The sequence below is a fragment of the Pseudomonas sp. St386 genome (assembly GCF_018325865.1).
Classification (GTDB): Bacteria; Pseudomonadota; Gammaproteobacteria; order Pseudomonadales; family Pseudomonadaceae; genus Aquipseudomonas; species Aquipseudomonas brassicacearum.
Genome location: NZ_AP021900.1, coordinates 1,209,363 through 1,222,905, shown reverse-complemented (window position 1 = coordinate 1,222,905; position 13,543 = coordinate 1,209,363). Strand labels below are relative to the sequence as shown.

The window sequence follows — 13,543 nt, the reverse complement described above, 5'->3', positions numbered from 1 at the left end:
GTTATTCCTCGATTTCATTCAGGTTGCGCCCCGCCAGGGCGGCTTTCACCGTCGAGTCCAGGCGGCGGGCAGCAAAGGCGTCGGTGACGTGCGACAGACGCTTGGTCTGCTGCTCGATGGCATAGCCATCGGTGCCTTTGATCAATTCGGACAATTCCTGCATCTGCAGCTCGATGACCATGCGCTCTTCGGCATCCAACAAACGGTCGCCGTCAGCCTCAAGGGCACCTTGCACGGCTTCGATCAGGCGCTGGGCGTCGACCTGCTGCTCGCGCAGCACACGGGCGACTTTGTCGTCGCTGGCATGCTGGAAGGAATCCTTGAGCATCTTGGCGATTTCGCCGTCGGTCAGGCCATAGGACGGCTTGACCTGGATGCTCGCCTCCACGCCCGAACCCAGTTCGCGGGCGGAGACGTTGAGCAAGCCGTCGGCATCGACCTGGAAGGTCACGCGGATCTTCGCCGCACCCGCCACCATCGGCGGGATGCCGCGCAATTCGAAGCGAGCCAGGGAGCGGCAGTCGCTGATCAGCTCACGCTCGCCTTGCAGCACGTGGACCATCATGGCCGACTGGCCGTCTTTATAGGTGGTGAAGTCCTGGGCGCGGGCAACGGGGATGGTGGTGTTACGCGGAATCACCTTCTCCATCAGGCCGCCCATGGTCTCCAGGCCCAGGGACAACGGAATCACGTCGAGCAGCAGCAGTTCGCCGCCATCGCGCTTGTTGCCGGCCAGGGTATCGGCCTGGATCGCGGCGCCAATGGCAACCACCTGGTCCGGGTCGATTTCAGTCAGCGGCTGGCGGCCAAAGGCCTCGGCCACGGCTTCGCGAACCCGAGGTACGCGGGTCGAACCACCGACCATGACCACGGCCTTGACGTCTTCGAGCTCTACGCCGGAATCGCGCACGGCACGGCGGCAGGCCTTGAGGCTGCGGGCGACCATGGGTTCGATCAGGGCATCGAAGGCTTCGCGGGTCAGCGCGGCTTTCCAGTCGCCATAAGCGACTTCAACCGTGGCGGCGTCGGTCAAGGCTTCCTTGGCGGCGCAGGCGGTTTGCAGCAGATGGCGTTGCGCACCCGGGTCGAGGTCAGCGGACAAACCGGCTTGCTCGATGATCCAGCCGGCGATGGCGTGGTCGAAGTCATCGCCGCCCAGGGCGCTGTCGCCGCCGGTGGCCAGGACTTCGAAGACACCGCCAGTCAGGCGCAGGATCGAAATATCGAAAGTACCGCCACCCAAGTCGTAGATGGCGACCAGGCCTTCGGCATGCTGGTCCAGGCCATACGCCACCGCAGCGGCCGTCGGCTCGTTGAGCAGGCGCAGCACGTTCAGGCCGGCGAGCTTGGCGGCATCCTTGGTGGCTTGGCGCTGGGCATCGTCGAAATAAGCCGGGACGGTAATGACCGCGCCCACCAATTCACCGCCCAGTGCCGCTTCGGCGCGCTGGCGCAAGACCTTGAGAATGTCGGCGGAAACCTCTACCGGGCTTTTCGGGCCCTGTACGGTTTCGATGAACGGCATGTGGGATTCGCCACCGACGAAGCGGTACGGCAGTTGGTCGCCCAATTGCTTGACGTCGGACAGACCACGGCCCATCAAGCGTTTGACCGAGACGATGGTGTTCAACGGATCGGCGGCGGCGGCCAGCTTGGCCGACTCGCCCACTTCGACGTGATCGGCGTGATAGCGCACGGCGGACGGCAGGATCACTTGCCCTTGCTCATCGGCCAGCGGTTCGGAAAGACCGCTGCGCAAGGCAGCGACCAGGGAATTGGTGGTACCCAAGTCAATCCCGACAGCCAGGCGACGCTGGTGCGGTTGTGGACTTTGGCCGGGTTCGGCGATCTGCAGTAGGGCCATCGTAATCAGGACTTATCTGTAATCAGGCGTGCGACCGGAGCGGCACTGGGTTAATCGTCGAGGCGCTCTTCGAGCTGGCGCACTTCGTAGGTGAGCTTGTCGAGGAACTGCATGCGCCGCATCAGGCGTTCGGCCTGTTCGCGCTGCGCGGCATCGTTCCAGCAGGCTGCGAAGCTTTCGTTCAATGTGTGCTGGGCGTCTTTCAAGCGGCGCTTGAATACCGCGACACCGGCCAGGTCGGCGCTGTCCTGCAGGTCTTCGAGCTCTTCGCGCCATTGCATCTGCTGCAAAAGAAACTCGGGATCGTGGACCGTGACCTCCAGCGGCAACTCATGGCCGCTGATGGCGAGCAGGTAACGCGCGCGCTTGGCTGGACTCTTGAGTGTCTGGTACGCCTCGTTGAGGTTCGCAGACTGCTCAAGCGCCCGGCGCTGCTCGGCTTCGGAGGCGTCAGCAAAGCGGTCCGGGTGGACACCACGGGCCAATTCCAGATAACGCGCGGACAACTGGTCGAGATCCAGCTGGAACGCAGGCTGCATCTGGAACAACGCAAAATGACAAGGAGTACCCACAAGCTGCCTCAGATGTTGAAGCTTTCGCCGCAGCCACATTCACCGCGCACGTTGGGGTTGTTGAACTTGAAGCCTTCGTTCAACCCTTCCTTGACGAAATCCAGTTCGGTGCCGTCCAGGTACGTCAGGCTTTTCGGGTCGATGATCACTTTCTGACCATGACTCTCGAACACCTGATCGTCTTCGCCCACTTCGTCGACGAATTCCAGTACATAGGCGAGGCCAGAACAGCCCGTGGTGCGAACACCCAGGCGGATACCCTCGCCCTTGCCGCGCCCCGCAAGTGAGCGCTGGATATGGTTAGCTGCCGCTTCTGTCATCTGGATAGCCATGGAAAACTCCTTACCGTAACGCGGATCAGATCAAGCCTTTCTTCTGCTTGTAATCGCGAACGGCGGCCTTGATGGCGTCTTCGGCGAGTACCGAGCAGTGGATCTTCACTGGCGGCAGGGCCAGTTCTTCGGCCAGCTGGGTGTTCTTGATGGTTTCGGCTTCATCAAGGGTCTTGCCCTTCATCCACTCGGTGGCCAGGGAGCTGGACGCGATCGCGGAACCGCAGCCGTAGGTCTTGAACTTGGCATCTTCGATGATGCCTTGCTCGTTGACCTTGATCTGCAGGCGCATGACGTCGCCGCACGCTGGGGCGCCGACCATGCCGGTGCCGACATCAGGATCCTGCGCGTCCATCTTGCCGACGTTGCGCGGGTTCTCGTAGTGGTCGATGACCTTTTCGCTATATGCCATTTGCTTTAATCCTCATCAGTGAGTCGCTCTGGTGGCGACTTCTTCAGTGCGCCGCCCACTCGATTTTCGAAATGTCGACGCCGTCTTTGTACATGTCCCACAGCGGCGACAGAGCGCGCAGCTTGGTAACGGCCTCGCAGACTTTCTGCGCGGCGTAATCGATTTCTTCTTCGGTGGTGAAGCGGCCGAAGGTGAAGCGGATCGAGCTGTGGGCCAGTTCGTCGTTGCGGCCCAGGGCGCGCAGTACGTACGAAGGCTCGAGCGATGCCGAGGTGCAGGCCGAACCGGACGACACGGCCAGATCCTTGAGCGCCATGATCAGCGACTCGCCTTCAACATAGTTGAAGCTCAGGTTCAGGTTGTGCGGTACGCGGGCGGTCATGCTGCCGTTGACGTAGAGTTCTTCGAGGTCCTCGACCTGCTTGAAGAAGCGGTCGCTCAGGGCCTTGATGCGCACGTTCTCGGCAGCCATGTCTTCCTTGGCTACACGGAAGGCTTCGCCCATGCCGACGATCTGGTGGGTCGCCAGGGTGCCAGAACGCATGCCACGCTCGTGACCGCCGCCGTGCATGGTCGCTTCGAGGCGAACACGCGGCTTGCGGCTGACGTACAGCGCGCCAATGCCTTTAGGGCCGTAGGTCTTGTGGGCCGAGAACGACATCAGGTCGACTTTCAGCTTGGACAGGTCGATGTCGACCTTGCCGGTGGACTGGGCCGCGTCGACGTGGAACAGGATGCCCTTGGAACGGGTCAGCTCGCCGATGGCCGCGATGTCGTTGACGGTGCCGATTTCGTTGTTCACGTGCATGATCGAAACCAGGATGGTGTCGTCGCGCAGGGCGGCTTCGACCATGGCTGGAGTGATGATGCCGTCTTCACCTGGCTCGATGTAGGTGACTTCGAAGCCTTCACGCTCCAGTTGGCGCATGGTGTCCAGGACAGCCTTGTGCTCGATCTTGGAGGTGATCAGGTGCTTGCCCTTGGTGTGATAGAAATGCGCGACGCCCTTGATTGCCAGGTTGTCGGATTCAGTGGCACCGGAGGTCCAGACGATTTCACGCGGGTCGGCGTTGACCAGGTCAGCGACCTGGCGACGGGCGTTTTCGACCGACTCTTCGGCCTTCCAGCCGAACACGTGGGAACGGGACGCCGGGTTACCGAAGTTTCCGTCGACCAGCAGGCATTCACTCATTTTTTGCGCAACACGCGGGTCAACCGGGGTGGTCGCTGAGTAATCAAGGTAAATCGGCAATTTCATGGACTCTCTCCTAAATCAGGCTGGCTGGCGTTCCGCGTGCTCTGCGGCAGTCATTCGACGGCGGACGCTTCAATCTTGTCCAGGTGCGGCGCCTTGCTATTGCAACGACGCTGGTCCTGACGCTGGGCTACTTCTTGCACCTCACGACGAGTTACAAGGTCAGCCAAGCTGATACCGCTTAGAAATTCGTGAATCTGCAGGCTGAGATCGCACCACAAGTGGTGGGTCAGGCAAGTATCGCCGCCATGGCAGTCGCCAAGGCCCTGGCATTTGGTCGCATCGACCGATTCGTTCACCGCATCGATCACCTGGGCGACCTGGATGCCCTGCATGTCGCGCGACAGCTGGTAGCCGCCGCCGGGGCCGCGAACGCTGGAAACCAGGTTGCTACGGCGCAGCTTGGCGAACAGCTGTTCAAGATAAGACAGGGAAATGCCCTGGCGCTCGGAGATATCGGCCAGGGACACCGGCCCGTGCTGCGCATGCAATGCCAGATCCAGCATTGCGGTCACGGCGTATCGGCCTTTTGTAGTCAGTCGCATGGACAATTACCACGGAGTTCGGAATGGGGGCGAGTATGCAATTCCCGAGTATTTAAGTCAAGTATAAGACCTAGTGCTTTACTCAGGTTTACCCGCGAAAGAGCGCGCGCATCATAGCAAAGGCTGGCCGGCGGCGACCAGTGATACCGCGTTATCGTTTATCGCGAGCAAGCTCGCTCCCACATGGGATCTGCGGCGTACACGAATTGTGCATCCACCAAAGCCCCCCTGTGGGAGCGAGCTTGCTCGCGATGAGGCCAGTAGGGTTTCAGCTGGCCTGGGTCTCATCCTTGTCCTTCACACACGCAAAGTCTTCCTCGCGCAGTTCAGGCAGGTCCTTGGCACAGTAATTACTGCCCAGGTCCTTCAGGGCGCCGCACATCCCCTCCAGGCGCCCATCGACGGCCTGCAGGTGATCGAGCAACTGGTTGATGGCGCGGGCGACCGGGTCGGGCATGTCTTCGCCGACACCGTAGGCGTCGAAACCGATCTTCTCGGCCATGGCCTTGCGGCGGGCGTCCTGCTCGTCATCGGACTTGACGATGATCCGCCCCGGAATACCCACCACGGTCGCGCCAGGCGGCACGGCCTTGGTGACCACGGCATTGGAGCCGACTTTCGCCCCCGCCCCAACCGTGAACGGCCCGAGCACCTTGGCGCCGGCGCCCACTACCACACCGTCTTCCAGGGTCGGGTGGCGTTTGCCTTTGTTCCAGCTGGTGCCGCCGAGGGTCACGCCCTGGTATAGCGTCACGTCGTCGCCGATCTCGGCGGTTTCGCCAATGACGATGCCCATGCCGTGGTCGATGAAGAACCGGCGACCGACCTTGGCGCCCGGGTGGATCTCGATCCCGGTCAGCCAGCGCCCGAAGTTCGAGACCAGCCGCGCCAGCCACTTCCAGCCCATGTTCCACAAGGCGCCGGACAGGCGGTGGATCCAGATCGCGTGCATCCCCGGGTAGCAGGTCAGCACTTCAAAGGCATTGCGCGCCGCCGGGTCACGATGGAAAACACTTTGGATATCTTCACGCAAACGTTCGAACATTTTATTTCTTCCGCTTAATCAGCTCGCCACGGGCCGCTTTCTGGGTTTCCGTGAGGATGCCGCGCAATATATTCATCTCCGCCCGGCTGACCGAGCTTCGTCCGTACAACCGACGCAGGCGCGCCATCAAGTGTCGCGGCTTTTCCGGGTCGAGGAACTCGATGTCCACCAGGGTCTGTTCCAGGTGTTCATAGAACCGTTCCAGTTCGTCCATGGTCGCCAGTGTCTCACTGCGCGGCGACGTGACCTCGGTTTTTTCGATTTTGCTGGGCTTGCCTTCGGCTGCCAGCCAAGCCATGCGCACTTCATAGCTCAACACCTGCACCGCCGCCCCCAGGTTCAAGGAACTGAACTCGGGGTCGGAAGGGATATGCACGTGAAAGTGACATCGCTGCAGCTCGTCGTTGGTCAGGCCGGAGTCTTCACGGCCGAACACCAGGGCAATCTCAAAGCCTTGCGCGGCTTCCTCGACCACTTTGGTGCCGCATTCGCGGGGGTCGAGCAGCGGCCAGGGGATACGTCGGTCGCGGGCGCTGGTGCCGAGCACCAGGTTGCACCCCACCAGGGCATCTTCCAGAGTAGCGACGACCTGCGCGTTGGCGAGGATGTCACCAGCGCCAGAGGCCCGGGCGTCAGCTTCGTGATGGGGAAACAAGCGCGGTTCGACCAGCACCAGGCGCGACAGGCCCATGTTCTTCATGGCCCGCGCAGCTCCGCCGATGTTACCCGGATGGCTGGTATTGACCAGGACGACACGAATGTTCTGCAACAAGGGAGGCGCTCTCGAACACGATAAAGGGAGCAAATCTTACAGAAGCACCTACCGTTAAGCTATGAAAGCGAACACCAACCTTCTCCTGAGAAAACTTTCTGATAGAATGCGCGGCTTTCTTTAACAACCTTAGGTGACACATCCATGCAGCCCATGCTGAATATCGCGCTGCGCGCCGCCCGCAGCGCCAGTGAACTGATCTTCCGCTCCATCGAGCGCCTGGATACCATCAAGGTCGATGAAAAAGACGCCAAGGACTATGTGTCCGAGGTTGATCGCGCCGCCGAGCAAAAAATCGTCGACGCCCTGCGCAAGGCTTACCCGAACCACTCCATCCTCGGTGAAGAGACCGGCATGCACGCCGGCACTGGCATCGAAGGCGAAGAGTACCTGTGGATCATCGATCCGCTGGACGGCACCACCAACTTCCTGCGCGGCATTCCTCACTTCGCTGTCAGCATCGCCTGCAAATACCGTGGCCGCCTGGAACACGCCGTCGTGCTGGACCCGGTTCGCCAGGAAGAATTCACCGCCAGCCGTGGCCGTGGCGCCCAACTGAACGGCCGTCGCCTGCGCGTCAGCGGCCGCACCAGCCTGGACGGCGCCCTGCTGGGTACCGGCTTCCCGTTCCGCGATGACCAGATGGACAACCTGGACAACTACCTGGGCATGTTCCGCGCCCTGGTCGGCCAGACCGCCGGCATCCGCCGCGCCGGTGCTGCGAGCCTGGACCTGGCTTATGTGGCCGCTGGCCGTTTCGATGCGTTCTGGGAATCGGGCCTGTCCGAGTGGGACATGGCTGCTGGCGCCCTGCTGATCCAGGAAGCCGGTGGTTTGGTGAGCGACTTCACCGGCGGCCACGACTTCCTTGAAAAAGGCCACATCGTTGCCGGCAACACCAAATGCTTCAAGGCTGTGCTCACCGCCATCCAGCCGCACCTGCCGGCTTCGCTGAAGCGCTAAGCAACCGGCTACAAAAAAGCACCCTTCGGGGTGCTTTTTTTATGCCCGGATTTCGACATACCTCCAATTATCTGCAAGAGCAAAGCCTGTGGGAGCAAAGCTTGCTCGCGATGACGGCGGCACATCCAACATTGATGCAAGCCGACCCACCGCTATCGCGAGCAAGCTTTGCTCCCACAGAGAAGACTTGGGTAGCCGGGAAATCGAAGCCTGCCGCAGATCCCCTGTGGGAGCGAGCTTGCTCGCGAAGAGGCCGACACATCCAACATCCTTGCAACCTGACCCACCGCTATCGCGAGCAAGCTTTGCTCCCACAGAGGAGATTTGGGTAGCCGGGAAATCGAAGCCTGCCGCAGATCCCCTGTGGGAGCGAGCCTGCTCGCGAAGAGGCCGACACATCCAACATCCTTGCAACCTGACCCACCACTATCGCGAGCAAGCTTTGCTCCCACAGAGAAGATTTGGGTAGCCGGGAAATCGAAGCCTGCCGCAGATCCCCTGTGGGAGCGAGCTTGCTCGCGAAGAGGCCGACACATCCAACATCCTTGCAACCTGACCCACCACTATCGCGAGCAAGCTTTGCTCCCACAGAGAAGATTTGGGTAGCCGGGAAATCGAAGCCTGCCGCAGATCCCCTGTGGGAGCGAGCTTGCTCGCGAAGAGGCCGGCACATCCAGTATGGGATTTGGGGTGGGGCATGAAATGCGGGCGAAAAAAAAGCACCCCGAAGGGTGCTTCTTTCATAGCGGTTGGATCACTGAGCCGGTTCGTTCTGGCCCAGGATCAGTTGGCCTTCCTTGTTCACCGGGATCTGGTTGCCCGGGTCGCGGTCCATGCGGACTTTGCCTTCTTTGCCGTCGAGCATGTAGCGAACGTCGTAGCCTACAACCTTGTCGCTGATGTCATTGACCGTGTTGCAGCGAGTCTGGGTGGTGGTGTAGGTGTCGCGCTCCTGCATGCCTTCCTGAATCTTGTTACCGGCATAACCACCACCGGCCGCACCCGCCACGGTTGCGATCTTCTTACCGGTGCCGCCGCCGATCTGGTTGCCCAGCAGGCCACCGGCTACGGCGCCCAGGACGGTACCGGCGATCTGGTGCTGGTCCTGGACTGGCTTCTGCCGAGTCACGGTGACGTCCTTGCACACTTCACGCGGGGTCTTGATTTGGGTCTTGACCGGCTCCACGGCCAATACTTGCGCATACTCAGGGCCACTTTTTACCAAGCTGTAGGTGGCGACCGCACCACCGGCTGTTACACCGACAGCACCCAATACCGCACCAACCAGCATCGATTTGTTCACTTGAACCTCCTGACCATCACAAGCGGATTAATCCGCGCTTCTCCCAGCCTTGGAGCACAAAAAAAGGCGCGAGTTCAACTCGCGCCTTTTCAGTGGTGACGGATAGAAACCGGAGCCTTACGGGCGGTCGTCCACTTCCGTTTCAGCAGCAGCCGGAGGAATCAGGTCCTCGGTGCTCAGGTTCAGCCAGATCAGCACCACGTTGGCGATGTAGATCGACGAGTAAGTACCCGCCAACACGCCGATGAACAGCGCGATGGAGAAACCGAACAAGTTGTCGCCACCAAAGAACAACAGCGCAGCAATCGCCAGCAAGGTGGAGATCGACGTCGCCATGGTCCGCAGCAGGGTCTGGGTGGTCGAGATGTTGATGTTCTCGATCAGCGAGGCCTTGCGCAGCACGCGGAAGTTCTCACGCACCCGGTCGAACACCACGATGGTGTCGTTGAGCGAGTAACCGATGATCGCCAGCACCGCCGCCAGCACCGTCAGGTCGAAGGTGATCTGGAAGAACGACAGGATGCCCACGGTCACGATCACGTCGTGGATCAGCGAGACAATCGCGCCCACCGCGAACTTCCACTGAAAGCGGAAGGCCAGGTAGAGCAGGATGCCGCCCAGGGCCATGAGCATGCCGAGGCCGCCCTGGTCGCGCAGCTCTTCACCCACTTGCGGGCCAACGAACTCGACGCGCTTGACCTGGGCCGGGTTGTCACCGCCGGCCTTCTGCAAGGCTTCAGCCACCTGGTGACCCAACTGCGGGTCTGCACCCGGCATACGCACCAGCAGGTCGGTGGTCGCACCAAAGCTCTGCACGATGGCATCGCTGTAGCCCGAGGTCACCAACTGCTCACGCACCTTGGTGACGTCGGCCGGACGCTCGTAGGTCAGCTCGATGAGCGTACCGCCGGTGAAGTCCAGGCCGTAGTTCAGGCCCTTGTGGAACCAGCTGAACAACGCCAGTACGGTAAGGAACAATGTGACGCCGAACGCAACGTTGCGAACGCCCATGAAGTTGATTGTACGTAACATGGCAGCCCCTTAAATCCACAACTTCTTGAAGTCACGACCGCCAAAGATCAGGTTGACCATTGCGCGGGTCACCATGATGGCTGTGAACATCGAGGTAAAGATCCCGAGGGACATGGTCACTGCGAAGCCCTTGACCGGGCCGGTGCCCATGGCGAAGAGAATCCCGCCGACCAGCAACGTGGTCAGGTTGGCGTCGAGAATCGCGGTGAATGCCCGGCCGAAGCCTTCGTTGATTGCCCGTTGAACTGTCATGCCCGCAGCGATCTCTTCACGTATCCGCGAGAAGATCAGCACGTTGGCGTCCACCGCCATACCCATGGTCAACACGATACCGGCGATACCCGGCAGGGTCAGCGTGGCACCCAGCAGCGACATCAAGGCCAGCAGCATCACCATGTTCACTGCCAGCGCGACGGTGGCGATGATGCCGAAGAAGCGGTAGATGGCGATGATGAACAGCGACACGAACAGCATGCCCCACAGCGAAGCATCGATACCCTTGGTGATGTTGTCGGCACCCAGGCTCGGGCCAATGGTGCGCTCTTCAGCGAAGTACATTGGCGCGGCCAGACCACCGGCACGCAGCAGCAGGGCCAGTTCCGAAGATTCACCCTGGCCGTTCAGGCCGGTGATGCGGAACTGGCTGCCCAGTGGCGACTGGATGGTCGCCAGGCTGATGATCTTTTTCTCTTCCTTGAAGGTCTGCACCGCGACGTCTTTCTCGACGCCGTTGACCACTTGCTTGGTGTAAGTGGTGGTCGGCTTCTGCTCGATGAAGATCACCGCCATGCTGCGACCGACGTTGCTGCGCGTAGCGCGGCTCATCAGTTCGCCGCCATGGCCGTCGAGGCGAATGTTCACCTGCGGACGACCCTGCTCGTCGAAGCCCGCCTTGGCGTCCGTCACCTGGTCACCGGTGATGATCAGGCCACGCTCGATCTGCGCCGCCGGACGATTGCCCTCACGGAACTCGAAGCTCTCGGAAGTCGCCTTGGAAGCACCCGGCTCAGCGGCCAGGCGGAATTCCAGGTTGGCGGTCTTGCCGAGGATACGCTTGGCTTCGGCAGTGTCCTGCACGCCTGGCAGCTCAACCACGATGCGGTTGGCGCCCTGGCGCTGCACGATCGGCTCGGCCACACCCAGCTCGTTGACGCGGTTACGCACCGTGGTCAAGTTCTGCTTGATGGAGTATTCGCGGATTTCCGCCAGCTTGGCCGGGGTCATCGCCAGACGCAGCACTGGCTGACCATTGAGGTCGGCCGGCACAACGTCGAAATCATTGAAGTTCTTGCGGATCAGGCTACGGGCCTGCTCGCGGGTATCGGTATCGCTGAAGCCCAACTGAATGGCACCGTCGAGTTGCGGCAGGCTGCGATAACGCACGCGCTCTTTACGCAGCAAGCTCTTGACGTCGCCTTCGTAGACTTTCAGTCGCGCATCGAGGGCTTTTTCCATGTCCACTTCCAGCAGGAAGTGCACACCGCCGGACAAGTCCAGACCCAGCTTCATCGGATGCGCGCCGAGCTTGCGCAGCCATTGCGGGGTGGTCTGGGCCAGGTTCAGGGCCACAACGTAATCGTCGCCCAACGCCTTGCGCACCACGTCCTTGGCTGGCAGTTGGTCTTCGGCCTTGGCCAGACGCAACAGGCCGCCCTTGCCGTTTTCGGCGATGGACGCAGCCTTGACCTCGATATTGGACGCTTTGAGCGCAGCGCTCGCACGGTCCAGATCGGCCTGGGTGACCTGCAGCGCAGTGCTTGCGCCACTGACCTGAATGGCCGGGTCATCCGGGTATAGATTGGGAGCGGAATAAATCAGACCGACCGCCAGCACCGCCAGGATCAGTACATATTTCCACAGAGGGTATTTGTTCAGCATCACGCCGCCCGCTTATGACGCGGGGCGCCTTGCGCGCCCCGTCGATTGAATAGAAGTTGTTACTTAGATCGCTTTCAGCGTGCCCTTTGGCAGCGTGGCCGCGATAGCGCCCTTCTGGAACTTCATTTCAACAGTGTCGGACACTTCCAGAACCACGAAGTCATCAGCCACTTTGGTGATCTTGCCAGCGATACCGCCGGTGGTGACCACTTCATCGCCCTTCTGCAAGTTGCTCAGCAGGTTCTTCTGCTCTTTGGCGCGCTTGGCCTGTGGACGCCAGATCATCAGATAGAAGATGACCAGGAAGCCGACCAGGAAAATCCACTCGAAACCGCCGCCCATAGGGCCGGCAGCAGCAGGTGCAGCCGCGTCAGCCATGGCATTAGAGATAAAAAAGCTCATTTAGCACTCCAGTTGCAAGTATTGAATCTAGGGATCGGAAAACTCAGTCCAAGGGCGGTACAGGCAACCCGCGCTTGGCATAGAAGGCCTCGACAAAGGCGGCCAATGTACCCTGTTGAATAGCCTCGCGCAAACCAGCCATAAGCACCTGGTAATGGCGCAAATTGTGGATGGTATTGAGCATACTGCCGAGCATTTCGCCGCACTTGTCCAAATGATGCAGATAAGCGCGAGAGAAGTTCTGGCAGGTGTAGCAATCGCACGTCGGATCCAGCGGCGAATTATCATGGCGATGAAACGCGTTACGGATCTTCAGCACACCAGTGTCGATGAACAGATGCCCATTGCGGGCATTACGGGTTGGCATCACGCAATCGAACATGTCCACACCGCGGCGCACACCCTCAACCAGATCTTCCGGTTTGCCAACGCCCATAAGGTAACGAGGTTTGTCAGCGGGCATTTCGCCCGGCAGGTAATCGAGCACCTTGATCATCTCGTGCTTGGGCTCGCCCACCGACAGGCCGCCAATCGCCAGGCCGTCGAAGCCGATCTTGTCCAGGCCTTCGAGCGAGCGCATGCGCAGGTCGCGGTGCATGCCGCCCTGGACGATGCCGAACAGCGCGGCGGTGTTGTCGCCATGGGCGTTCTTCGACCGCTGGGCCCAGCGCAACGACAGCTCCATGGACACCCGCGCCACGTCTTCATCGGCCGGGTACGGCGTGCATTCGTCAAAGATCATCACGATGTCCGAGCCCAGGTCGCGTTGCACCTGCATCGACTCTTCCGGCCCCATGAACACCTTGGAACCGTCCACCGGAGAAGCGAAGGTCACGCCCTCCTCCTTGATCTTGCGCATCGCGCCCAGGCTGAACACCTGGAAGCCGCCGGAGTCGGTCAGGATCGGGCCTTTCCACTGCATGAAATCGTGCAGGTCGCCGTGGGCCTTGATCACTTCCATGCCCGGGCGCAGCCACAGGTGGAAGGTATTACCCAGGATGATTTCCGCGCCAATCGCCTCGATGTCACGCGGCAGCATGCCCTTGACCGTGCCGTAGGTGCCCACCGGCATGAACGCGGGGGTTTCCACGGTACCGCGGGGGAAGGTCAGACGACCGCGACGAGCCTTGCCATCGGTGGCGAGCAACTCGAAGGACATGCGACAGGT

The 13,543-nt window shown here is 60.9% G+C and carries 14 protein-coding genes; 1 reads left to right on the top strand and 13 read right to left on the bottom strand.

Going from position 1 to position 13,543, the window contains the following annotated elements; translation table 11 throughout:
- Position 1: 1 nt before the first annotated feature.
- The 8 genes from hscA to trmJ form a co-directional block, all read right to left on the bottom strand.
- Complete coding sequence (gene hscA, locus KI235_RS05265; protein WP_212795577.1) at positions 2-1,864, bottom strand: Fe-S protein assembly chaperone HscA; 1,863 nt, start codon at positions 1,862-1,864, stop codon at positions 2-4.
- A 50-nt stretch (positions 1,865-1,914) separates the two neighbouring features.
- On the bottom strand, positions 1,915-2,436 hold the full coding sequence (hscB, locus tag KI235_RS05260; protein WP_003197997.1) for a co-chaperone HscB: 522 nt from the start codon (positions 2,434-2,436) through the stop codon (positions 1,915-1,917).
- 8 nt (positions 2,437-2,444) lie between these two features.
- Positions 2,445-2,768 carry an iron-sulfur cluster assembly protein IscA gene (gene iscA, locus KI235_RS05255; RefSeq protein ID WP_003185155.1) on the bottom strand — a complete coding sequence of 108 codons (324 nt, stop codon included), beginning with the start codon at positions 2,766-2,768 and terminating at the stop codon, positions 2,445-2,447.
- A gap of 25 nt (positions 2,769-2,793) precedes the next feature.
- The gene (gene iscU / locus KI235_RS05250; protein ID WP_003185157.1) at positions 2,794-3,180 is read right to left on the bottom strand and encodes a Fe-S cluster assembly scaffold IscU; all 387 of its coding nucleotides are present in this window, start codon (positions 3,178-3,180) and stop codon (positions 2,794-2,796) included.
- Between the two features lie 43 nt (positions 3,181-3,223).
- Positions 3,224-4,438: an IscS subfamily cysteine desulfurase gene (locus KI235_RS05245; protein ID WP_003197994.1), complete on the bottom strand. Its 1,215-nt coding sequence runs from the start codon at positions 4,436-4,438 to the stop codon at positions 3,224-3,226.
- A 50-nt stretch (positions 4,439-4,488) separates the two neighbouring features.
- Positions 4,489-4,980, bottom strand: a complete 492-nt coding sequence (iscR, locus tag KI235_RS05240) for a Fe-S cluster assembly transcriptional regulator IscR (protein ID WP_003185160.1) — start codon at positions 4,978-4,980, stop codon at positions 4,489-4,491.
- A 268-nt stretch (positions 4,981-5,248) separates the two neighbouring features.
- Positions 5,249-6,025: a serine O-acetyltransferase gene (gene cysE / locus KI235_RS05235; protein WP_003197992.1), complete on the bottom strand. Its 777-nt coding sequence runs from the start codon at positions 6,023-6,025 to the stop codon at positions 5,249-5,251.
- A gap of 1 nt (position 6,026) precedes the next feature.
- Complete coding sequence (gene trmJ / locus KI235_RS05230) at positions 6,027-6,797, bottom strand: tRNA (cytosine(32)/uridine(32)-2'-O)-methyltransferase TrmJ (RefSeq protein ID WP_003197989.1); 771 nt, start codon at positions 6,795-6,797, stop codon at positions 6,027-6,029.
- A gap of 144 nt (positions 6,798-6,941) precedes the next feature.
- Between trmJ and suhB the strand changes: the two genes are divergently transcribed.
- Entirely contained in the window at positions 6,942-7,760 is an 819-nt protein-coding gene (gene suhB, locus KI235_RS05225; protein WP_003185165.1) for an inositol-phosphate phosphatase, read from the top strand.
- Between the two features lie 754 nt (positions 7,761-8,514).
- On the opposite strand, the gene KI235_RS05220 is transcribed toward suhB, so the two are convergent.
- The 5 genes from KI235_RS05220 to tgt form a co-directional block, all read right to left on the bottom strand.
- Positions 8,515-9,063: a glycine zipper 2TM domain-containing protein gene (locus KI235_RS05220; RefSeq protein WP_003197986.1), complete on the bottom strand. Its 549-nt coding sequence runs from the start codon at positions 9,061-9,063 to the stop codon at positions 8,515-8,517.
- Between the two features lie 117 nt (positions 9,064-9,180).
- On the bottom strand, positions 9,181-10,095 hold the full coding sequence (secF, locus tag KI235_RS05215; protein ID WP_003197985.1) for a protein translocase subunit SecF: 915 nt from the start codon (positions 10,093-10,095) through the stop codon (positions 9,181-9,183).
- A gap of 9 nt (positions 10,096-10,104) precedes the next feature.
- Positions 10,105-11,973 (bottom strand): protein translocase subunit SecD, encoded by a 1,869-nt coding sequence (gene secD, locus KI235_RS05210; protein WP_027913128.1) that lies wholly within the window; start codon positions 11,971-11,973, stop codon positions 10,105-10,107.
- Positions 11,974-12,036: 63 nt separating this feature from the next.
- Positions 12,037-12,375 carry a preprotein translocase subunit YajC gene (gene yajC / locus KI235_RS05205; RefSeq protein ID WP_003197982.1) on the bottom strand — a complete coding sequence of 113 codons (339 nt, stop codon included), beginning with the start codon at positions 12,373-12,375 and terminating at the stop codon, positions 12,037-12,039.
- 43 nt (positions 12,376-12,418) lie between these two features.
- Positions 12,419-13,534: a tRNA guanosine(34) transglycosylase Tgt gene (gene tgt, locus KI235_RS05200; protein ID WP_161796642.1), complete on the bottom strand. Its 1,116-nt coding sequence runs from the start codon at positions 13,532-13,534 to the stop codon at positions 12,419-12,421.
- Positions 13,535-13,543 lie beyond the last annotated feature (9 nt).

Coding starts and splice junctions, on each gene's coding strand:
- yajC (WP_003197982.1), bottom strand. CDS start 12,375: ATGAGCTTTTTTATCTCTAATGCCATGGCTGACGCGGCTGCACCTGCT.
- secD (WP_027913128.1), bottom strand. CDS start 11,973: ATGCTGAACAAATACCCTCTGTGGAAATATGTACTGATCCTGGCGGTG.
- cysE (WP_003197992.1), bottom strand. CDS start 6,025: ATGTTCGAACGTTTGCGTGAAGATATCCAAAGTGTTTTCCATCGTGAC.
- suhB (WP_003185165.1), top strand. CDS start 6,942: ATGCAGCCCATGCTGAATATCGCGCTGCGCGCCGCCCGCAGCGCCAGT.
- iscU (WP_003185157.1), bottom strand. CDS start 3,180: ATGGCATATAGCGAAAAGGTCATCGACCACTACGAGAACCCGCGCAAC.
- KI235_RS05245 (WP_003197994.1), bottom strand. CDS start 4,438: ATGAAATTGCCGATTTACCTTGATTACTCAGCGACCACCCCGGTTGAC.
- secF (WP_003197985.1), bottom strand. CDS start 10,095: ATGTTACGTACAATCAACTTCATGGGCGTTCGCAACGTTGCGTTCGGC.
- tgt (WP_161796642.1), bottom strand. CDS start 13,534: ATGTCCTTCGAGTTGCTCGCCACCGATGGCAAGGCTCGTCGCGGTCGT.
- iscA (WP_003185155.1), bottom strand. CDS start 2,768: ATGGCTATCCAGATGACAGAAGCGGCAGCTAACCATATCCAGCGCTCA.
- hscA (WP_212795577.1), bottom strand. CDS start 1,864: ATGGCCCTACTGCAGATCGCCGAACCCGGCCAAAGTCCACAACCGCAC.
- iscR (WP_003185160.1), bottom strand. CDS start 4,980: ATGCGACTGACTACAAAAGGCCGATACGCCGTGACCGCAATGCTGGAT.